The sequence below is a fragment of the Thermogemmatispora sp. genome, assembly GCF_042408735.1.
Classification (GTDB): Bacteria; Chloroflexota; Ktedonobacteria; order Ktedonobacterales; family Ktedonobacteraceae; genus Thermogemmatispora.
In genome coordinates, this window is the sequence record NZ_JBHOQV010000136.1 from 42,695 (window position 1) to 63,903 (window position 21,209).

At 60.6% G+C, this 21,209-nt stretch carries 14 protein-coding genes; 2 read left to right on the plus strand and 12 right to left on the minus strand.

Going from position 1 to position 21,209, the window contains the following annotated elements:
- Window positions 1-25: 25 nt before the first annotated feature.
- The 12 genes from ACFMO7_RS14260 to ACFMO7_RS14315 all read right to left on the minus strand — a co-directional run bounded on the left by ACFMO7_RS14260 (window position 26) and on the right by ACFMO7_RS14315 (window position 16,608).
- Window positions 26-1,384: a hypothetical protein gene (locus ACFMO7_RS14260; protein ID WP_376796157.1), complete on the minus strand. Its 1,359-nt coding sequence runs from the start codon at window positions 1,382-1,384 to the stop codon at window positions 26-28.
- Window positions 1,385-1,406: 22 nt separating this feature from the next.
- Window positions 1,407-4,586, minus strand: coding sequence for a glycosyltransferase family 39 protein (locus ACFMO7_RS14265; protein ID WP_376796158.1), 3,180 nt, complete (start codon window positions 4,584-4,586; stop codon window positions 1,407-1,409).
- A gap of 187 nt (window positions 4,587-4,773) precedes the next feature.
- Entirely contained in the window at window positions 4,774-6,192 is a 1,419-nt protein-coding gene (locus ACFMO7_RS14270) for a tol-pal system YbgF family protein (protein ID WP_376796159.1), read from the minus strand.
- A 74-nt stretch (window positions 6,193-6,266) separates the two neighbouring features.
- On the minus strand, window positions 6,267-7,604 hold the full coding sequence (locus tag ACFMO7_RS14275) for an efflux RND transporter periplasmic adaptor subunit (protein WP_376796160.1): 1,338 nt from the start codon (window positions 7,602-7,604) through the stop codon (window positions 6,267-6,269).
- Between the two features lie 3 nt (window positions 7,605-7,607).
- A complete protein-coding gene (locus ACFMO7_RS14280; protein ID WP_376796161.1) occupies window positions 7,608-8,717 on the minus strand; it encodes a lysylphosphatidylglycerol synthase transmembrane domain-containing protein in 1,110 nt (369 codons plus the stop codon).
- A gap of 140 nt (window positions 8,718-8,857) precedes the next feature.
- Window positions 8,858-9,880 carry an NAD-dependent epimerase/dehydratase family protein gene (locus ACFMO7_RS14285; RefSeq protein WP_376796162.1) on the minus strand — a complete coding sequence of 341 codons (1,023 nt, stop codon included), beginning with the start codon at window positions 9,878-9,880 and terminating at the stop codon, window positions 8,858-8,860.
- Between the two features lie 158 nt (window positions 9,881-10,038).
- The gene (locus ACFMO7_RS14290; protein WP_376796163.1) at window positions 10,039-10,833 is read right to left on the minus strand and encodes a class I SAM-dependent methyltransferase; all 795 of its coding nucleotides are present in this window, start codon (window positions 10,831-10,833) and stop codon (window positions 10,039-10,041) included.
- A complete protein-coding gene (locus tag ACFMO7_RS14295) occupies window positions 10,830-12,137 on the minus strand; it encodes a glycosyltransferase (protein WP_376796164.1) in 1,308 nt (435 codons plus the stop codon). The genes ACFMO7_RS14290 and ACFMO7_RS14295 overlap by 4 nt, the downstream gene beginning before the upstream one ends.
- An 81-nt stretch (window positions 12,138-12,218) precedes the next feature.
- Window positions 12,219-13,205 (minus strand): glycosyltransferase family 2 protein, encoded by a 987-nt coding sequence (locus ACFMO7_RS14300; protein WP_376796165.1) that lies wholly within the window; start codon window positions 13,203-13,205, stop codon window positions 12,219-12,221.
- A 397-nt stretch (window positions 13,206-13,602) separates the two neighbouring features.
- Window positions 13,603-14,790, minus strand: coding sequence for an acetyl-CoA C-acetyltransferase (locus tag ACFMO7_RS14305; RefSeq protein WP_376796166.1), 1,188 nt, complete (start codon window positions 14,788-14,790; stop codon window positions 13,603-13,605).
- Between the two features lie 151 nt (window positions 14,791-14,941).
- A complete protein-coding gene (locus ACFMO7_RS14310; RefSeq protein WP_376796167.1) occupies window positions 14,942-15,985 on the minus strand; it encodes a hypothetical protein in 1,044 nt (347 codons plus the stop codon).
- On the minus strand, window positions 15,982-16,608 hold the full coding sequence (locus ACFMO7_RS14315) for an RNA polymerase sigma factor (RefSeq protein WP_376796168.1): 627 nt from the start codon (window positions 16,606-16,608) through the stop codon (window positions 15,982-15,984). The genes ACFMO7_RS14310 and ACFMO7_RS14315 overlap by 4 nt, the downstream gene beginning before the upstream one ends.
- 597 nt (window positions 16,609-17,205) lie before the next feature.
- On the opposite strand from ACFMO7_RS14315, the gene ACFMO7_RS14320 reads away from it, so the two are divergent.
- Both ACFMO7_RS14320 and ppdK read left to right on the plus strand, forming a co-directional pair.
- Entirely contained in the window at window positions 17,206-17,835 is a 630-nt protein-coding gene (locus tag ACFMO7_RS14320) for a HEPN domain-containing protein (RefSeq protein ID WP_376796169.1), read from the plus strand.
- 263 nt (window positions 17,836-18,098) lie between these two features.
- Window positions 18,099-20,846, plus strand: coding sequence for a pyruvate, phosphate dikinase (ppdK, locus tag ACFMO7_RS14325; protein WP_376796275.1), 2,748 nt, complete (start codon window positions 18,099-18,101; stop codon window positions 20,844-20,846).
- Window positions 20,847-21,209 lie beyond the last annotated feature (363 nt).

Below are 21,209 nucleotides of genomic sequence, written 5' to 3' on the forward strand. Positions count from 1 at the left end.
GTCGGCCCTTGGGAGACTGGACCGCCTAGGCAGGCAAGAGGGCTGCCAGTAGGGCGTTTAGTGCGCATCCCATGGCCTCTGAAGTGAAATAGTCTTCTTTACCTATGCCAGCACCAGGTTTACTGACGTAAATCTGAAAATCGGCTCTGAGACGATAAAAGTAGCCGTGATGGCTATGCTCGTAAAATGGCCCTAGCAATAAGGCAAGCAGCGATCGCTCTTCCTGCAGGAAGGGCACCTCGGCCTGAGCATTATAAAGCTGCAGGCTGGTAAGCGTCAGACACTGAGCGCGTGTTTCCTTGTAGTCGCGAATAACTCTTCCATCTCGCAGGTGGAGAGCAAAGTAGAGGCCTCCCCGCTGCTGGTCCCAGAGGCCGCTGGTGACGAAGAGGCTCTGGAGCAAGGTGCCCGCGAGCGAGAGGTAGCGACGCTGGCCGGTGAGGCGATAGGCCAGCACCAGGGCAGAGACGGCCTCTCCTTGGGAGGCCGCCCTGACTTCATCGTTCTGCGGCAGGTCATGGCCTGCCGGCCCGACCACCAGGCGCTCATAGAGCAGGCGCTTATGAGGATCAAAAGCCTGGCTGACGACGTGTCGCAGGGTTCGCTCGCCGGCCTCGCGCCAGGCCGCTACCTGCCAGCGCCTTCCAGCATCGATGAGGGCGACAGAAGACTCCAGCGCATGCGCCGTGCTGTAGTCGGGTGGTCGATGAAGCCGATCATAGACTGCTCCCACACGAGGATCGTACCAGAAACGATAGAGCCGTCCAGCCAGAGAGCGCGCTTCCTCGACCAGGGAAGGATCGGGCAAGGCCAGCCCTGCCGCGAGCAGAGAGAAGTAGATCCAGCCTTTGGGAAGGTTATAATCCAGAAAATCGAGCTTGACTACTGTCAGTGTTCGCTGAAGGTCAGGCTGATAGCTCATTCTCTTGGAGGAGAGGCGCCGGTAGGTGCTCAGAGCGTTGAGATAGAGCAGGTCAACCTGGGGATCATGCTTCTCCAGGGTCTTTGCAGAGGGACCGGGACCGAGGGCATTGACGCGCTGGGGATCGCTCATATTCCAGTTGATGAAGAGGCCTCCAGTGCGCCGGCCGTGGGTCATAGCCCGCTCGTTCCAGGCATGCTCGTGCATGTTCTCTAGTACTTGCTCGACCACTGCCTGGACGCTCTCTCGCCAGCCGGGCCATAAAGCCAGCGTGGCGGTTGCCGCCATGAGATTCTGCCCCGGACGGGGAGTGAGACCGCTGCCAACAAGCAAGGGCGGATGAGGAAGCTGCTCCCAGAGCGGGGCACAGCTCACGATGTAACCAGCCGCAGTCATGATTACCCAGAGCACAATCACAGCCCACACGATAATTCGCACTAACCTGTATAGTTTCTTCCTCATAGAAATAGACCCTCCGAAATAGCTAACCGCCGCGCAGATAGAGAGCCGATGCATACCCTTCAAAGACGAGGTGTAGATCGGGCGGAAAGATAAAGCGCTTTTTGACAGCGGCCTCATATGGCCCGCCGTCTGAGACAATCCAGACTCGCGCATGCTCAGCTAGCACAGCTGTGAGATCAGCTTGATCAAGGAGCGCCTCCGCTCCGGAGGCGGTTTCGATGATGTGCCCATGCTGCTCCATGAGATAGAGGGCGCGGTCAATGGAGAAAAAGTAATCGATCTGCCCCACATAATAGCGTACGCAGTTGGCCGGCGCTACCGCAATTACCACGTCCCCCCGGCGTAGATGCTGCCGCAGATAGGCCCCAACAAGGTCGTAGTCGGCATAGTGACGGTGGTCGGGTAGACCCAACAGCCGGCTCAGGAAGGGACTGCTGGTGTTTATGGCTATCAACGGCGCAATCAAGAGGAGGGCACAGAGCAGACCCGAGCTTCCTATTAGAAATAGGCGCTGGACCGCCGCCACATGCTCCCAGCTCCGGCCAGAGGATGGCACACAGCCATCTGCTACGGCCATCGTTAGCCTCCCTATAGCCCTCACCAGCCCGCTCGCTCCATAGGCACTCAGCAGGTAGTAGCACGGTAGCAGGGGATAGAGATAGCGGTCCGCCTGCAGGCTGAAACCGTAGGTCAGCATCAACCAGGCCGCAATCAGGAACAAGGCACAGTAACAGGCACGCGGCTCTTTCTCCCGTATGGCCCTTCCACAGCCAAGGACCAAACAAAGGGAATCGAGGAAGAGCCAGGGCGCTCGCTCGCCAACAACAGGCGAAAACAGCATTTCTGTATAGAATACAAAATTATTTAATGTAAAATGGATCAAGGGACGCTGCGAGGCATCGGTTCCCAGGACAGGCGGATGGCTAAAGTGGGCCAACAGGAGCTGGGCAGTGATGCCCGCCCCGCAGAGCAGGCCGGCCCGTTGCCAGGCGGGAGAGCGACACAGGGCTGCCAGGCTAAGCTGTCTTCGGTCTCGGCAGCAGAGAGCACAGAGCAGCAGGGACGGGAGCACGATGAAGGTCTCTTCGTGGCTCAGATAGGCTACCAGTACGCTAAGCGCCACGCCATAGATGAGGCGAGAGTGCGCTGGGCGCTGCAGGCAGCGATGAAAGAGAAGCAACGTTAAGAGGGTGAACAGTTGCGCTTGCTGGTACATTCGCATCTGGCGTGACCAGGTTAAGGCGAGCGGCGAGCAGGCTAGCATGGCCGTGGCCAGCCAGGCTATGCGTCGGGAGAAGAAGTAGCAGCCGGCAAGGTAGAGCAGCGGCAGGCTGAGCAGGTACTCTCCTACACTGATGGCGCGCGTCATCTGCGGCTGCTCGCCAAAGATCAGGCTCCAGATGGCCAGCAGATAGGAATAGAGTTCGGCTTTTGTGTAGAGAAAGCCTGAAGGGAAGAGCGGCCAGCCGGTGGTCACAATCCCGCGCGCGGCATAGTAGCTAGAAAGCTCATCTTGCCAGTAAGGCTCATAGGCGAGCTGGTAGCCTGAGAGGAGTATGGCGACGACAAGGATGGGCACAAGAGCGACCCAGCCTCGCCAGGACAAGGGCGCTTGCGCTGCCAAAGCCAACAAGGGTCGGAGCCAGCCTTGCAGGCTCTTCCACCTTTTGCGCGAGCTTGCTCTGGCGCTGGTTTTTGTCGCAGCCCGCTCAACGTTGCCAGCTATCTCTGTTACCACAGGCAACCTGGGCTGACCTCTGGTGCTGTCCCACCAGAGCGTCCAGGCCAGCAGCGCGTAGTCCAGTAGCAGGAGTGTTCCCAAGAACCAGAGCCAGCAGCCACTATATGGGAAGGGACATGAGAGGGCTGGTTCGCGTGCCAGGACGATCAGCAGTCCTTCGAGAGCCAACGGTGGCACAACTGCCAGGCTCAGCCGTCGCCATATCGCCCGAGGAGCGGCAGCGCAGCTTACTGCAAGCAACAAGCCTAAACCTGACCAGGGCACCCAGACAAGGCCTACCGTCCCCATGATTACCAACCAGCCTTTGGCAGGTACGGAGAGGAGAGAAGGAGAGAGCGGGGAGGGAGTTGTCAGGTAGGGCAAGAGCGGCGAAGCCGATGGGATGCCCGGAGCAACCGTCAGCCAGCTTTTCGAGGTCTCTTCGGCCTTCAAGAGTCCACAAGGGGAATCCTTTGCCAGGCGCCAGGCCGGAGATGGCTCCAGCCAGAGATTTTGACCCTGGCTGCCTTCAATGAGGATATCGGTCAGCAGCGCTATCTCTCTAGACGACAGCTCTATCTGCCCATCAGCGAACGGCACTTGAGCCACCGCATAGATGGCCAGTGTATTGCGTCCTGTATGCAGCCAGGGGGAGATATCGTAGAGCGCGATCGGCAGCCCTGCCCGATAGCCTGGCGCGGGAGAGATCGGCCTGAAGGGTAGAGACTGCAGGCTCCCACCAAGGGTTGCCAGCAGCGTTCCATTGAGATAGACACTTGTCCGGGCAGGGCTGCCCAGGCGTAGCCAGATCCTGATCGCCCCTGCTGGCACATCAAAGAGTCTGACAAAGCAAGCCTGTGGGCTGTTGGCTCGCAGCCAGAGGGGTGGCAAGGGCTGCCGATAAGGCTGGGGATCAACTGCAAGCAGAGGGCCAGCGCCTTGCTCTTCCGGCAGCACTTGGGCTGGCCGCCAATCAGTCGCATCGAAGCTGGGCAGGCTCCAGGCATTGGCCACAAGCCCATCAAGGCGATGAGCCAGGCTGCTCTGAGCAGTCGCTCGCCAGGTGCTGCCCGAGCTAAAACGATAAGTCCCTGTCCTGCTCCTTATTTCGAGCAAAGCCCTCAGGGCCGGTCTCTGCAAGTCACCATTGGCAACGCGGATCGCGATGACGTTCGTGCCGATCCGCAAGGCGCGGCGTATATCGTAGAGAAAAGCCCGGGGGGCAAACTGGCCCTTATTATTGCCCAATGAGAGGCCATTGACCGCCAGGGCGAAGGTCTGCTGCGCCGCTACCGTCAGCACCGCCGCCTCTGGCCAGGTCCTGAGCTGCAGGGCGTAGCGAAAGTAAGCTACCGGCGCACTACCGTCTACCGCAGCGATCCAGCGCGCGTCTTGCCAGCCGGGATCGAAGTGGCCTGGCTGGGGAACCATGATCACCTGCCAGGCAAACCAGAGGGCCCCTATCGCTGCCAGGAGTAACAAGCAGAGACTATCACCACCAGGCAGCGACCGCCAGAGCGCGCGCCCCGCAAAGGCACCGGCTTTTTGCCTGGCCAGCAGGCCAGCAGACAAGTCTGCCTTCCGCCTGGCTAGTCCACGACCCAAGAACCAGCTTTGCAACATTATACCCTCCAAACATCCCTTTACATTTTTCATATGAGAATACATCTTAGTGCAGCCCGGAGAGGGCTTCGCGCGCTGTGTTATTGTGGTAATCTGGATCAAGCGCAACGGCCATCAGCAAAGTTTCCCGTCCCTGGACAGTCCGGCCCAGGGCAATTTCGGAGAGGCCAAGATAGGTATAAGCAGACGAGCGGAGATCATTATCTGAGGAGAGGGTCAGCACGCTTCCCATCTCGGCCAGGCAGCCCTGGTAGTTGTGAAGATCGTAGTACGCTCTAGCCAGCAAGTAATGGGCATAGAGACTGCGGGGATTGATCTGCGCGAGCAGCATCAGCCAGTGTTGGGCTACGCTCAGGCGCTGGCTCCGCGCCCCGCTATCGCCTGAGAGGAGGCTAGCCGGCCAGGCGGCCTCTATCAAGCCTTCCAAAGCTTCGCTCAGAGCAACGGTCAGGCGCGTCTCAAATGGGTCGTTCTGGCGCAGCCGATGTGCCAGCCAGTCGGGGAAAAGTAGCTGATAGGCATGCAGATAGGCCCGCTGGCGCAGAAAAGAGCGAGCCAGAGCAAAATTGACAGTCTCCGCTTGCCAGGGAGACTCTCCCGCGAAGAGGGCCTCACCAAGCTCTTCCTCGTAGGTCACAGAGTTAGCCATACCAGGAGCAAGCCAGCGCGCCGTCTCTATCCAGCCCAGGGCCTGGCGATAGTCGCCCACAGCCAGGGCCTGCCTGGCCTGCTCTGTAGAGAACCATGAGCAGAGGGGGACGATGATCATCAGGAGCAGGCACCCACTAGAGAGCGCTGTCAGGCCAAGCTTGCGTAGGGCAAGGGGAGCAGTGCGGCATCCGGTTCCTACTCTGCGGCCCGCTGGCTGGAACCAGAGGCTCAGGCCCACCAAGGGAAGGACAGCCCCCGGACGAAGCTGGTCCACCAGCAACACCAGGCGCCAATCGAGGGTCGTCGTATCCAGCGCGAAGGGAGCCGTAATCGGAAGCCAGTCGCGGGGAAGATTGTAGCCCAGGTGACGCAGAATAAGCTGAGCTTCCAGCTTATGGTAGGCCAATAGATCGCTTTGCTCACTGTCAACAACCACGAAGTGGAGGGCGAACAGGCAGAGCGGCAGTAAACAGCAGCCTGCCGCTAAACGCCAGCGCCAGAGGCCCCTCTCAAGAGATGGGGCAGGTCCTAGGGCGCAGCCCAGACAGACCAGAGCCACCACGAAAGAGCCTGCCCCCACACTAGTCATGATGGCGCCAGCCGTACCCGGCGCCGCCCAGAACCAGCCCGGCATCAGGGGCGTCTCCCAAGGGGAAAGGCAGCCATGCAAGGGATCGGCTAACCAGGGCAGGCTACTCGCCCCTAGCATCAAGACACAGGCCAGGAGGAGCCTGGAGCGGCCAGCCTCAAGCAACCATCTCGGCCAGGACCACAGTCCCGCCCACACTACCACCCCTCGAATCGCCTTTGCCATCGCTGTCTCCATGCCTTCTTCCTTCCTTTCTTTCCACTTCTCCGCTTCGGAGCATACTGGCCTCTAGTCGGAACTCAACCTCTCTCAATGCTAAGGACTCGCACCTGCTGTCCCTCCTGAAGGTCAGCCAGCCCTATCAGAACTACCAGCTCCCCGCTGCTCAGGCCAACGTCGACAAAGGCTCTGGCTGGTGAGCGAGCGGCCACATGTACTGAGCGCAAATGAGCCTGCTGCCGCTTAACGACAAAGACAGCGGGAGCCAGGTCCAGGTCAAGGACTGCCAGGCGCGGCAAGCTCAGAGCCTTACCTTTCACGACAATACGCACAAAGACACTCATGCCCGGCAAGAGGGCATTATGGCGATTATCTAGTGCCACCCAGACTTCGAAGGTCTCCGTCTGAGGGTCAGCTCGGGGCACAATGGTCAGCACCGTACCGCTCAGGGCCGGTCCCTGCCCAAGGCCGGTCACGATCTCTGCGGCCTGCCCTACATGAATTAATCCCAGGTCTCTCAAGGGCAGCCGGACATGAACGATGACCCTGGACTGATCGCTGATCGTCAGCAGCGGGATATTCGCCGAGAAGGACTGGCCAGCCACAACACTGATGGCGGTCACAACCCCACTTAGCGGAGCCAGCAGGCAGTTCTCAGCCAGCAGGGAGGAGGAACGGGCCTGAAGAGCCTCATACCGGCTTTTGGCTAACGCATAGCGCTGACGCGCTTGAGCCACGGCGGTTGGATTGTTGCCAGCCTCCATCACCTCCTGCAAGTAGCTCTCAGCCGCCGCCAGTTCGTCCCTGGCCAGCTTCAGCTGTAGAGACAACTCAAGGGGATCAAGCCGCAAGATGGGCTGGCCAACCCTAACGAAGTCACCTACTTTGACCAGCAGGGCCTCCACTCTCCCAGCAAAAGGCAGGGAGAGCGCAAGCTGGCTTTGGGGATAGACCAGGCCCTCTCCTCCCACGATCTGATCGTAATCCTGAGTTTGGACCTGATAGAGCACTACCGCCGGCGTAGACGAGCGCAGGAAGATGGCCAGCAGGCCAAGCAGGAGCAAGGCAAGCAGACCGCCACTCGCGAAGAGCAGCAGCGTGCGCCGACCCTCCCGACGCCGTCGCCAGACCCCAGGGAGAACCCGTAACTGCAGGGTCGTAATCTGCCAGATTGGTCGCTCTAGCGACTCCTCAGGATCAGGGATCGGCAAAGGCTGAGGAATAAAAGCCGGTCGCAGCTTCTCTTCAGCATTTGACTGTCCTCCAGCAGAACAAGCAGCCTGCTCCTTCTCCGTTGATCTCACAAGGGGAGGCAGAGCAAGAGGAGAACGCTCCTCCTCGAAGGAAAAGTGCACCTGAGACGGAGGCACGCCAACCCCCGGCTTGAACTGGCGACGCCTGATTGGCTCTTGAGCCATCGTTTACCTCCCCTCCCTTCTTTGCAAGACATAGAGCAGCCAGCCGCCTAATGCCAGCAGGACCCCCTGCCCATCTATACAGAGAGCCAACAGCAGAGCCTTGCCCGCCGGGACGTGATAGAGAGCCAGAATAGAGACCAGAGCACCTTCACGTATGCCCAAGCCGTTGCAGAAAGCGAGTGGGAAGGAAGCAGCGAGGGCCACCAGCGGAATGGCGACAACGTAACACGGTAGCGGCAGATGGATATCGAGGGCCAGACCATAGCTATAGTAATTCAGCGCGGCCATCATCCAGAAACAGAGGCTGAAGCCCAGAGAGGGAAGGAAGGAGAGCGGTCTGGCCGCTACCGTTGCCAGAGCAGCGCCCATCGCGCCCAGCATCCTGCCAAAAACGAGAGGAGAGACGCGGCTTTCTCCTTCAGCCAAGCAGGTCGACCGCTCTTCTCTTCTGATCAGCCTGACGACTCCCAACAGGCTCGTCAGAGCGAGCACAATCAAGAGGCTGACCGTCGCGGTCACAGCACCCAAGGGGGCAGGCAAAAGCTGACCCCAGAGACAGAGCGCGCCCCCAAGCAGGAGGCCCAGCGCCAGCAGACTCAGCAAGCGCGCCAGGGCCAGCGTCCCCGCCGCCAGTCGATAGGAGCCAAGCGCCCGACCAGAGTAGAGGGTCTTGATGGCATCGCCCCCCAGGCCCAGTGGCAGACAGTGACTGAAGGCCAGGCCGACCAAATAGAGCCTGATCAGCTCAGCCAGGTCCACATGTCTCCCCTGAGCGAGCAGCAAGGCGCGCCACTGGTAGGCACTGATCACCACGCAAAGCAGTCCTCCCGACCCGCCCAACAGCAGACAGGCATAGCTCACATGACCTCGCTCAAGGTCCTGCCACCCAGGAAGAGCGACGAGCACCCGCCCCACGAGCAAAGCCGCGGCCACCAGCGCAATGACAGCCGCCGCCAGGCGCCAGAGAGGTTTGCCTCCTGTTTCCCTCTCAGCAGGGCCTCTCTCCTCCGTAACAGGCTCACCGACACCAGGATGACTGCCCGGCAGAGCAGGACCGGTGGTGTGACCCGCAGCGCCCGTCACCTCAGTAGGGCGACAGGCTGCTGACACCATCCCTACCTCTCCCAAGGGGCGCAGCCTGACAGGCGCCAATCTTCTGGCAGGAGAGGAACAGGACGGCAGAGGGGGCCTGGTCCTCCCCTCCCTGTGAGAGACGCAACGAGTAGCCCACGGAACGGGATGGGGTTCCTGGCTCATTGTTTCTCCTCCCCCGCTCCCGGTCGGAAGCCATAATCCAGCGGCCAGTCAGGATAGAAACGGGGAGTCAGGCTATAGGCATAGGAAACCACATATTCTAACTCTCGCCGCAGTCCCTCGCGCAGCCCTACTCGTGGAGAGTAGCCCAGGATATGGCCGGCCCGCGAGATATCCGCAAAGGTGTCGTGCGCTTCCCCCCGCTGCTCATCGAGAAACTTCACCGCCAGACGGGAACCGCTGATTTCCTCCAGCAGGTCGAGCACCTCGCGAATACTGACCTGGACGCCCCCGGCGATGTTCAAGACCGTGCCTACCGCCGCCGGCACAGACGCCGCCAGCAGATTGGCCTCTACCACATCCTCCACATAGGTCACATCGCGTGTCTGGAGGCCATCCCCATAGACCAGAGCCGGCTGCTGGTTGATCAGCGCACAGCAGAAGCGGTAGAAGGCCATGTCAGGTCGCTGGCGAGGACCATAGACCGTAAAGTAGCGCAGTATGACTATTGGTAGCCCATAGGTACGATGGTAGAGCATACACAACTGCTCAGTGGCAACCTTGGTTACTCCATAGGGCGAAACAGGCCGCAGCGGCGTCAGCTCATCGACAGGCAAACGAGCCGCCTCGCCGTAGACCGCCGAAGAAGAGGCACAGATGAAACGCCGTACATTCCCTGCGCGAACAGCCGCCTCTAGCAAGCGTTGAGTGGCCAGCACATTGGCATCGACATAACGCACAAATTCATTGCCCCACCCCCGACGCACACCGGCCTGAGCCGCCAGATGAAAGACCCAATCCACCCCATCGAGCAGGGAGACCAACGGGAGCCGTAGCAGATCGCCTTCGATAAAGTCAAAGCGGCTAAAGGCCGAGAGGGCCTCAATATTGCGCTCCTTGATCTGACGCGGATAGCAATCGGTAAAAGCATCGATCCCACAGACCTCATGTCCCTCCATCAACAGCCGCTCGACCAGGTGAGACCCAATAAAGCCAGCGGCGCCAGTTACCAGACAACGCATATGTCGTCCTCCTCCACACGATGTTTCTGTAGAGAAAAAGTCTATGAAGCGATTTTTAGAAATCTGATCAGCATCAAAAGATGGGAGAGTCAGGTGACAATCTTCTTCTATCGAGCTAGAGCAGAGACCTTTCCACATTGCACATACTCCTCTGACTATCAGCACCTTACAGCCAGAAAAGCCAACTCGCTTCCCGTCCGCCGAATGCAGCGCGAGGAGAAGCGAATCAGCGGAAGAAAAAGCGGGCCTAAGATGGCGAAGCAGGGGCCGCGAAGGCGGCAGTCAGCCAACACCCCTGCTAGCAGCCAGGCAGAGAGGGACCAGTAGTAGATGAGATTTAGAGGGTCCCGCGAGTCGGTGCGGACCACGCGGAAACCGCTTGTCTCGAGCAAGGCATAGACTTCCGGCACAGCGTAGCCAGGGCGGACGTGACCATCTTCCCGTTCGGCAGCCGCCAGTACCTTGCGGCGGGCCGAGGGGACCTGCAGCACCAGCAGCCCCCCAGGGCGCAGCACGGCAGCAATCTGTCGAAGCAAGGCGAGATCGTCGGCAATGTGCTCCAGGACCGCCAGGCAGCAAACACCGTCGAACGACCCGAGCTTCAGCTCCGTGAGGCGGCAGACATCAGCCGCCAGGAAGCGTGCGTTGCGCAATCCAGCACGTGCCGCCACAGCCTCCGCTCGGGCCACACGCCCCACATCGCGCTCAACTCCAACCGCCTTGGCCCCGCAGGCGGCCAGCCGCAACGTCAGATCGCCGATGCCACACCCCAGATCCAGCCAGCGCTCGCCTCGTACGCTGTAGCCACGCAGCACCGCGCGCAGCAGATCAAGACGAATCGCCTTTCCAAGAGGAGGCTCCCCCCACCTCAGGTAGAGATGAACCAGCCAGCGAGGCAGCCGAAGTTCCTCCGCCGCCGCCTCCGCGAAAAGCTCGCGCAAATAGCGCTTCATCGGGAGAACCTACCCTTCTCAGGAGAGGCCATTTCGGCATAGAGGCGCCGCTGCTGAGCCACAAAGGCCGACCAGCTCCAGCGTCTGGCCGCGAAGCGCTGCGCCGCTGAAGCCAGAGCACGTGCATAGGTCGGGTTTTCCAGGAGCAGAAGCGCGCCGGCAGCCAGATCATGTGGCGTTGGCGGAACCAGGAGGGCCACCTCGGGACTGAGCACCTGTGTATGGGCAACGATCGAGGTCGCCAGCAACGGTTTGCCAGACTGCAAATAGCTCGCCAGCTTGAGGGGCACGTTTGTTCCTGCACAGCGGGGACTGACCAGGATCGTCGCCCGTTTCAGAGAGGCCGCTATCTCAGAAGGCGGACGCTGACCGAGTAGCTCTACAGACTCCTCGATCCCCAAGCGTTGACAGAGGCCCCGCAAGGCCAGTACCTGATCCTGACGCCCGCCAATGATCCGGTAGCGGACGGAGGGGTAGCGCCGTTGTACCAGGACGGCGCTCTCTAGCAGCAGCTCGATTCCTTGATAGCGCTCCAGGGTTCCTGTGTAGAGCACCAGCGGCCCTGTCTCGTCGGATGACAGCAGCCAGTCACGGCCATCGGGCGGAATTGTGGCCCCCTCTGGCCCGAGAGCCGCTCTCGCGAGCCGCGGCGGCACCGCTGTCGCCGCCGTCACCTGGCGCTGGTGGTCCTTTTCCTGGATATCTCCCGCCCCCAAGATCGTATTCCCTGGCAGCAACTCCTCCGGCAAGGCCACATTCTCTATCACATAGGTCTTGCCACGTGCCCCCATCTGCCGGGCCTCGCCTTCGAGGGCCGGACAGATCGCTACCACCGCGCTGGCATGGCGCAGAATCCAGCTCTGGCAACAACGCAGGATACGCAGCAGCCAGCGTTTCTGGCCGTGTCCCAGGCAAGCCGCCTGCTGCGCGAGATCGGAGTGCATATAATAGACATGCCGACAACGGAAGAGCGTCGCGAGCACAACGCCCAGAACCCCAGCCTCTTCGTGCGTGCAAAGGCAATCGTAGCGCCGAGAGCAGAGGAGCCAGCAGGCCCAGAGAAAAAGCAAGAGATCGAAGAGCACTTTTGCAGGAGAGGGACCAACGGGCACTTCGCGCACGCGCGCCAGGCCCGGCACACGCCAGACGCGCACCCCGGGAAGCGCTATCGGCTCCCCCAATGGGTAGGTCAGCAGGTCTGTACGGTGGCCAAGCTCACTCAGGGCGCGCAACTGAGCATAGACGCTGAAAGGAACCCCGCGAGGTACAAAAAAGGGTTGAGGAGCAATAACCAGGATCTTCATTTGATTCTACCTGCCTCTTCTTCCAAGCAACTTGACCCAATGCCATATTTGGCGATATTTGAAACAATATATGTTTACTCCCTACCAACACTCGCTTCGCTCTGTTCCCGCAACAAGGCAGCGCACAACATAAGGTCGCTTCTTCTGAGACTCATGGTAGGTGCGCATCAGCATTTCTGCCAGCACGGCGAGCTGGAGGGAGAGGAGGCCCCACCCGCAGCAGCCACCAGCGCCCAACAACCCGATGTCGATCCAACGGCCCCGCTGCCGGCCCCCACCCAGCAAGGCGAGTAGCAAGGCTAGCGGCAGGAAGATGAGGCCGAGAGCAAGTGCCAGCAGTCCGGGCAAGCCCAGCAACTGCTGCGGACGAGTGGCAAAGCCAGCGTAGAACTTCACGAGCAAAAGATCGAGAAGCACTCGCAGGGTCCGGTCCAGCCCATAGTGCGAGCGCCCAGCATGCCGCGGATGGTGCCCCACCTCAACCTCAGCGATTCGCGCGCCGGCCAGGGCCGCATAAGCGACAATAAAGCGATGCATCTCGCCATAGAGAGGGAGATGGGCAAAGACCGCGCGGCGATAGACCTTCAGGGTACAGCCCAGATCGTGCACTTTGATCCCGGTCAGGCGGGCGGCCAGAGCGTTAGCCAGACGGGAGAGCAGACAACGCGGCCAGGCCTCTCCTCGCCGCTTTCGCCGCCAGCCACTGACCAGATCGTAGCCCTCCTCTAGCTTCGCCAGCAAACGTGGGATATCCGCCGGATCGTTCTGCAGATCGGCGTCGAGCAGGGCCAGCACCTCACCCCGGCTGTAAGCCACCCCCGCCGCCAGCGCCGCCGTCTGTCCAAAATTGCGGCTCAGTTCCACAACCCTCACATGGGGATCGGTCGCCGCTATCTCCTCTAATACGGCCAAACTGCCATCGGTGCTGCCATCATCAACATAGACCACCTCGTATTCCAAAGACATGTTACACATGACGTCGCTAATCTTCCCATGCAAAAGAGCTACGTTTCCAGCCTCATTGTGCACAGGAACAACTACAGATAAAGAGTTAGCTTGTTTAGACACCTCTGCTCATTCAACCTTTCAGTATTATTTTTTGCCATACGTCTTTTTTAACGATCCACTTTGGCAGAGGTAACTTCTTCTCTGCGATTTATTTGATATTGATTATTTTAAATGAAAGGTAGACATAATCCTATAGAGGACGCTTGGTAGAAGAGGAAGGGGTCTGGAAAGGGGGGAAGTGGGGGAAGGCTGACAGGTAAAAAAGGAGCAGTGGATGGCGAGCGGCCTTAGCAGGGAAGGTCTAGGCAGAGTTCAGGGGGAGAGCAGGCAGGGCGGGAAGAGAGCTGGAGGCCCACCCGACTACCGCTCCTCGCCGGTTCCGGTGCCCCAGCCAGGTAGACAAACAGAGCTGACGAGGAGCGGAGGGCCAGGTGCTGAAGGTCAAGGCGGTTTTTGTTTACGAGACCTCAACAGCCAGGGCCACGGCGCCGCCGCCACCCAAGCACAGGGTTGCCAGGCCACGGCCTCCCCCCCGGCGGCGCAGCTCATAGATGAGCGTAATCAAGATGCGCGAACCACTGGAGCCGATGGGGTGGCCGAGGGCGATCGCCCCCCCGTTGACGTTCACGCGGTCCCAGTCCCAGCCAAGTTCTTTCCCATTGGCCAGAGTTTGCGCGGCAAAAGCCTCATTGACCTCGATCAAATCAAAATCGCTCAGTTGGAGACCGGTTCGCTCCAGGAGGCGCCTGACGGCGCGCGTGGGGGCAGCGAAGATATAGCGCGGAGTAATGGCGGCCGAGGCGTAGCCAAGGATGCGAGCCAGCACCGGCAAGCCCTGCTCATGAGCCAGCGACTGCTCCACCACCACCGTCGCCGAGGCCCCATCGCTGAGTCCTGGGGCATTGCCTGCCGTGACCGTGCCCTGCTCCTGGAAGGCCGGCTTGAGCCTGGCCAGAGCCTCCAGCGAAGTATCCGGGCGAATCGGTTCATCGCGCTCAACCACCACGCTGGTCCCTTTCTGCCTGACTTCGATCGGGACAATCTCGTCCTTGAAGCGACCTGCAGCGGTCGCGGCTGCCGCCTTCTGATGGCTACCGAGAGCGAAACGATCCTGCTCCTCGCGGGAGATGCCAAAGGTTTCAGCGATGATCTCGGCCTCGTTCCCCATATGCACCTGTTCAAAGGCACACCACAGGCCATCGTGAATGACTCCATCGACCAGCTCAGCGTGACCCATCCGGTAGCCAGTACGCGCTCTGGGCAAAAGATAGGGGGCATTCGACATGCTCTCCATGCCACCGGCGACAAAGGCACGTCCATCGCCAGCCCGAATGGCCTGGGCCGCCAGCATGACCGCCTTGAGGCCGGAGCCGCAAACCTTGTTCACGGTGAAGGCCGGTATTTCGACAGGCAAGCCCGCCCCGATCGCGGCCTGGCGCGCGGGAGCCTGTCCCAAGCCTGCCGAGACTACATTGCCCATAATAACTTCATCGATCGTTTCGACCGCGATCCCTGCACGGCGCACGGCTTCCTTGATAGCGATGGCTCCCAACTGCGGGGCCGTGAAGCTTGCCAGCGCTCCTAAGAATTTTCCCGTCGGGGTGCGTGCGGCGCCAACAATCACAGGCACAGGTTCTGTTGCCATGATGGATGCTCCTGCTGCCAGTGCAGCCTCTCGATTTGCTTCAGCGTCGGAGCAGCCGCCCGCTGTCAGGCCCGGCCACTCCTCTCCTTCGCCTTCCCATTGTAGTCCGCGCTTGCGCTACGATGCAAGCAAACCGGAGGCGACTCCACCCCTAAGGCTCGGCAGGCAGCCGACCTGGCAGGAAGTCCGCCGGTGGCTGCATCTCCCAAAGACGCCCAGAGACCTGATCTTCTGAGAACAAACGCACGCTCTCATAGACAGGCTGGCCCTGCCGAGCTCCACTGGCATACAAGAGGTTGACCGGATGGTAGCGTTGATCCAGCAGCAAAATATAACCGCTGGGCAACCCAATACGGTAGACAGCCTGACCCTGAAAGCTTCCCCGGCCAAGATAGTGAGCGCTTCCCTGCTGCAGATCACGGCGCAACTCGGCCAGATCAAAGGCCCTGTCCTGAACGCTCCACTGGGCCGGATTCCATTGCAGCACGTGGTGCATCATATCCAGTCCAAGCACGGTCTTACCATCGCTGATCAGCACCACGTCGAGACGTCCAGGCATAGTCGCCTCGACATGCAATTCGCCAGTTCCCAAGTTGTGATAGGTTTCTACCCGATAGGGCAGCCCCTCGTCGCTCATCGTCGTCTGACGATGGTAGAGCACGTAGCCATTCCAGGAGAGGTCCGCAGGCAGGGCAAAAGCTTGCGACGAGGGCCAGAGGCCGCCCAGCCAGGTGGAGGCTCCAAGAATGAGGAGCAGCAGGGCTGCCACCGCCGGCAGCAGCCAGAGACGGCGCCGCACGGAGGAGCAGCGGTCAGAGAGGCGGAGAGCCGCCGAAGGCCGCTGAGGGTCCAAGAGGCTAACCTGCTCGCGACCTCCCTTCAGATGCCCCTGCTGAGCAGAGCCGCCTGGTGCTCCCCAACGGGCCGCAATGGCCTGATAGACAGCCCGATCCACGCGCGCCGAAGGCCGTGTCTGCTCCAGGCTACGCAGCAGGTGGGATGCCTGGCTAAAGAGGCGATAGGTCTGGAGACAGGAAGGGCAGTCGTAGACATGCGCCAGCACAATCTGAGCCTGCTCAAAGCTCAGGTCATCGAGAATGGCCAGGTAGAGCTGCACAGCCTCGCAGACCTGCGGCCCTCGTTCGGACGCTGATGGCAGTGGCGGCATGCCAGCTTCATGCATCGCCTCACTCATCGCTGATGCTCTTCCCCCTTCAGATGTTCTCGCCCGATCCGAATATAACGTTCGATAAACATCTTTTTTGCACGAGATATACGAGTTGCGGCAGCGTTGGGGGAGATCCCGATGATGGAAGCAACCTCCTGATAGGGCAGGCCCTGAACAGCGCTCAGGACAAGCGCAATAGCGTAATCGAGAGGCATGGCCGCCAGGGCGGCGCGGATATGTTCGCGCTCGATAATTTCCGGGATGCCTCCGCTATCGGCCAGCAACAGGGCAAACTCTTCAGAGATCGAACCTTCATCGTGGTCGCCCTGATGACTACTTAGGGAGAGAGGCCACCAGGCAATACGCTTCCGCCTGCGCAGGAGATCTACGCAGAGGTTGGTCGCAATACGATAGAGCCAGGCGCTCAGATTCTCGCGATCGTGCAGATGATCCCAGGCCAAGCAGGCACGAATGAAGACCTCCTGCGTCATATCATCGGCATCTTCACGGTTCCCCAGCAGGTGATAAATATAGGAGTGAATTGGCCGACTGAAGCGCTCATAAAGCCTGCTTAGGGCCAGGGCATCATCGGAATCAGCAAAAGATTCAGAGCCAGCTCTCTGCGAATGCGCAGGCATTTTGTCTGTCATGCTGACATGTACTCTTTCTCTCCGGGCCTCTGCGACAGCGGCGACATCAGCGTTATTCGTGCTACCGGCACCCTCGCCACCTTCACTAACGTTGCTAAGAGCATGCATATGCATACCTAAGTATAGCAGGAACGCCCAGCGAATAGAACATGCCAGCGGGTATTGAGGAGATGCTCTTTCCGTGGTGGAGGCTGGCGACTCTGCCAGTCTGCCAGCCTCCACCAGGAGCCTCTGCTCTGCGCTGCGCCCTTCTTCCTTATCCCTCTCACGACTCAGCCGACTCACTTTTGCAGGCAGACAGTTGGCCTCTCATGGAGCAGATCGCCGCCTCAGGCGAGATGAACCAGCCAGAGAAAGGAAAGCCGGAGAGCGAGACGGTCCCCCCTCTTGCCCGCCAATGATTGGCGAACCTGCATTGACACCACGCGCCGACAGGACTAATATAGAGGAGAAACACACACAGGTATCGATAAGCGGAAAGCCTGGTACGTTACGGGCAGGGGACAGATCGTTTAAGCCAAGAGAAGAGCCGCCCAGGGCACCAGCCGACTGACCTCGGCCCGGTCCGTGGGCGGAGACTGGGGAGAGCTTACTCAGATGTCAGAGCGCCACACAGCGGGTGACGCTCCTCAACCGCAGGAGCCAGAGGAGGACCTGGAGCGGCTGCTGCTGGAGGGTTTCAGCTTCCAGCAGCCAGAGCCGGTTTCTGCCTCCGACGTCAGCCCAGAGGGAGGTCCGACGCCAGTCGCAGAAGAGGTGGGGCGCAAGGGCGAACAGAGTGGGGCAGAGAGGGAGGACGACGAAGAGGAGAGAGAGTCTGCTCAGCCGACAGGAGGCGATCTTCAGGGAGCGCTGGCGCTCTTCGCCGAGGCCGCCCAGGACATGGCCACCGCCGGCCTGGAGCTGAACCTTGGTCGGCATTTCGCCTGTGTCGACTACTGTAACCAGGTGGCTGAGAAGGCCGCTCAGGCGGTGAGCCTGCTCCTTTTCGGTCGCCGTTCCCCTTATAACCACGATCTGCGGGCCTTGGGCGAGCGTGTCGGCGCCCCGGCTGAGATCCTGGGCGATATGGAGGCCCTCACTCCCTTCCATCCCGAGACGTTTTACGCCGATACGCCCCCCGAGGAGGCCGATGAGGTCATTAGTGCCGCCGAGGCCAATGATCATCTGCAGCGTGCCCGCCGTGTTTTGCGCTGGGCCAGGGGAAGGATCTTTACCGGCGCCTGACTGAATGACTGACCTTGACTTGACTGACCGACCAGCCAATCAATCGACCGACTGAGCGCGCCTTCTCCGGCGCAATCCAGCGGCGCGGGTCAGCGCCGACCCGGTTGCTTGCAGTGCGACGTCTTACCCGTCCTCTATGAGGAGGATTCCCCTGGCGTTGTGACCCGGCTTCTATCAATCCTGAGTATTCTATCAACTGGGAGGAGTATTTCGTGACGCAAGCAATCACAGGAGGGCAGCCCCAGGGAACGCCCTTTGAAGAGGTGGTCAAGCAATCGCCGCGCAAGTGGGTCTATTTGTTCACCGAAGGCAATGCCGGCATGCGCGACTTGCTCGGCGGCAAGGGGGCAGGCGTCGCCGAGATGACTAAGGCCGGCTTGCCCGTTCCCCCGGGCTTCACGATCACTACCGAGGCCTGTAATGCCTACTATGACGCTGGCAAGCAGTTCCCACCAGGAATGTGGGAGCAGGCCCTGGCCGCTCTGCGCATCGTCGAGCAGCAGACTGGCAAGACCTTCGGCGATCGTCACAATCCGCTGCTCGTCTCAGTGCGCTCGGGGGCAAAGTTCTCGATGCCCGGCATGATGGATACGGTGCTGAATCTGGGCCTCAACGATGAGACGGTTCAGGGACTGGTAGAGCAGACCGGCGATGAGCGCTTTGCCTACGATGCTTACCGGCGCTTTATCCAGATGTTCAGCAAGATCGTGCTCGACGCCGATCCGCGCGAGTTCGAGCAGAAGCTCGATGAGTATAAGGAGCGCTCCGGAGCCAGCAGCGACGCTGAGCTGCCCGCTTCGGCCCTCAAGGAGCTGGTGATTGAGTTCAAGCAGATCGCTGAGCGCCAGTCCGGCCAGCCTTTCCCCACCGATGTCTACGAGCAGCTCAAGCGCGCTATCGAGGCCGTCTTCGCTTCCTGGAATAACAAGCGCGCTATCGACTACCGCAACTTTAATAAGATCCCTCACAACCTGGGCACCGCTGTCAATGTGCAGAGCATGGTCTTCGGCAATATGGGCAACGACAGCGGCACCGGCGTGGCCTTTACACGCAATCCCAGCACTGGCGAGAAGGAGCTGTACGGCGAGTACCTGCTCAACGCCCAGGGCGAGGATGTGGTGGCCGGTATTCGTACGCCTTCCAAGATCAGCCGCCTGAAGGAGGAGCTGCCCCAGGTCTATGAGCAGTTCCAGGAAATCGCCCGCCGCCTGGAGCGACACTATCGCGATATGCAGGATATGGAGTTCACGGTGGAGCGGGGCCGGCTCTATATGCTGCAAACACGCTCCGGCAAGCGCTCGGCCAGAGCGGCGGTCAAGATCGCTGTGGATATGGTCGAGGAGGGGCTGATCAGCGAGGAGGAGGCGATCAGACGCTCCGATCCGACCCAGATCTATCAGCTCTTGCTGCCCCGCTTTGATGAGGAGGCGAAGGCCCGTGCCCATCAGGAGGGGCGCTTCCTGGCTCGCGGGCTGAATGCTTCGCCCGGCGCCGCCGCAGGTAAGGCTGTCTTCGATGCCGATCGCGCTGAGGAGCTGGGAAAGGCCGGCGTACCCGTGGTACTGGTTCGCCCAGAGACCAGCCCCGATGATGTCCATGGAATGCTTGTCTCAAAGGGCATTTTGACGGCACGCGGCGGCGCTACCAGCCACGCCGCGGTAGTGGCCCGCGGCCTGGGGCTCCCCTGTGTGGCCGGCTGCGAAGGCATCCGCGTCTACGAGGAGGAGAAACTCTTCCGCGTGGTCGGCAGCGATGTGGTGATCCGTGAGGGCGACGAGATCTCGATCGATGGCGATACCGGCGAGGTCTTCGCCGGCGTGATCCCAACGGTAGAGCCGGACTTTGAGAAGGAGACAGAGCTGCAGAAGCTGCTGAGCTGGGCGGATCGCGTCCGCAAGCTGGGCGTCTGGGCCAACGCGGACTATCCCCGCGATGCTCAGCGCGCGGTGACGTTCGGCGCGGAAGGCATCGGCCTCTGTCGCACTGAGCATATGTTTATGGAGCAGGAGCGCCTGCCCATCGTTCAGAAGATGATCCTGGCAAAGACCCCCGAGGAGCGACAGGCTGCCCTGGATCAGCTGCTGCCTTTCCAGCGTGGCGACTTCATCGGGATCTTCGAGACGATGGTCAATCCGCGCACCGGCGATTGTTACCCGGTGGTGATCCGCCTGATTGACCCGCCCCTCCACGAGTTTTTGCCCAACTACGAGGAGCTGCTGGTCGAGGTGACACGCCTGGAGGCGACCGGCGCCAATCCCGAGGCCCTCAGGGAGAAAAAGGCTCTGCTCGACGCCGTAGCCGCTATGCGCGAGATGAACCCGATGCTCGGTCTTCGCGGCTGCCGCCTGGGCTTGCTCTTCCCGGAGATCACTATCATGCAGACGCGCGCGATCCTGGAGGCCGCTCTGGAGGTGGCGCGCAAGACGGGAAAGAAGCCGCAGGTGAAGATTATGATCCCGCTGGTCGGACACGTGAACGAGCTGCGTGAGGTACGTCGCCAACTCGAGGCCGTGGCTAAGGAGATCACGGCAGAGGCCGGGTCCGCTGTCGAGTATAAGTTTGGGACCATGATCGAGTTGCCGCGCGCCGCTCTGACCGCCGATCAGATCGCGACGGTGGCCGATTTCTTCAGCTTTGGAACTAATGACCTGACGCAGACGACCTTCGGCTTCAGCCGCGACGATGCTGAAGGCAAGTTCCTGATGAAGTACGTCGATGGTCTGGATGCTCCGGGCCTGCCCGAAAAGGTGAAGATTCTGCCGGTGAACCCCTTCCAGACGCTCGACCGCGATGGCGTGGGCCAGTTGGTACGCATGGCGGCTGAGAAGGGGCGCGCCGCTAACCCCCAGATCGAGCTGGGGATCTGCGGCGAGCATGGCGGCGATCCGAGCAGCATCGAGTTCTTCCATGAGGTTGGTCTCGATTACGTGAGCTGCTCGCCCTTCCGTGTGCCGGTGGCTCGCCTGGCCGCCGCTCAGGCCGCTTTGAGCAAGACCGAGAAGGATAAGTAAGGAAACAGACAAGAAGACGAGGTCGGCCAGGCGGCCAGCCAACCAGTCAGCTAGTCGCTCGGCCCTACCAGGCCGGCCTCTTTGAGAAGGCAAGGAAAAGACCAGAAAGGCGGGCATTCTGTCCCAGCAGGCCGGAGAGAGAAGGCTGGGGGAATGCCCGCTTTTCTCCGCCTGACCTATGCCGCAGCGGAGAAAGAGGCTGACCATGACCAGCGGAGAAGGCCGCAGTCGGCCCGCTGCTTTCTGCTTTGGCTGGGAAAGTTGTTGATGCGAGCGCAAGGCTGCGCTCGTAGAGTAGCCTTGCCACATCGGACGATTGGCAGTTCTGTGGGAGGGCTGTGCCGCTGATACTGAGGGCCTGAG

Excerpts from the sequence above, each read along its gene's own strand:
- ACFMO7_RS14260 (WP_376796157.1), bottom strand. The coding sequence starts at position 1,384 with ATGAGGAAGAAACTATACAGGTTAGTGCGAATTATCGTGTGGGCTGTG.
- ACFMO7_RS14270 (WP_376796159.1), bottom strand. The coding sequence starts at position 6,192 with ATGGCAAAGGCGATTCGAGGGGTGGTAGTGTGGGCGGGACTGTGGTCC.
- ACFMO7_RS14275 (WP_376796160.1), bottom strand. The coding sequence starts at position 7,604 with ATGGCTCAAGAGCCAATCAGGCGTCGCCAGTTCAAGCCGGGGGTTGGC.
- ACFMO7_RS14280 (WP_376796161.1), bottom strand. The coding sequence starts at position 8,717 with ATGGTGTCAGCAGCCTGTCGCCCTACTGAGGTGACGGGCGCTGCGGGT.
- ACFMO7_RS14285 (WP_376796162.1), bottom strand. The coding sequence starts at position 9,880 with ATGCGTTGTCTGGTAACTGGCGCCGCTGGCTTTATTGGGTCTCACCTG.
- ACFMO7_RS14290 (WP_376796163.1), bottom strand. The coding sequence starts at position 10,833 with ATGAAGCGCTATTTGCGCGAGCTTTTCGCGGAGGCGGCGGCGGAGGAA.
- ACFMO7_RS14295 (WP_376796164.1), bottom strand. The coding sequence starts at position 12,137 with ATGAAGATCCTGGTTATTGCTCCTCAACCCTTTTTTGTACCTCGCGGG.
- ACFMO7_RS14305 (WP_376796166.1), bottom strand. The coding sequence starts at position 14,790 with ATGGCAACAGAACCTGTGCCTGTGATTGTTGGCGCCGCACGCACCCCG.
- ACFMO7_RS14310 (WP_376796167.1), bottom strand. The coding sequence starts at position 15,985 with ATGAGTGAGGCGATGCATGAAGCTGGCATGCCGCCACTGCCATCAGCG.
- ACFMO7_RS14315 (WP_376796168.1), bottom strand. The coding sequence starts at position 16,608 with ATGACAGACAAAATGCCTGCGCATTCGCAGAGAGCTGGCTCTGAATCT.
- ACFMO7_RS14320 (WP_376796169.1), top strand. The coding sequence starts at position 17,206 with ATGTCAGAGCGCCACACAGCGGGTGACGCTCCTCAACCGCAGGAGCCA.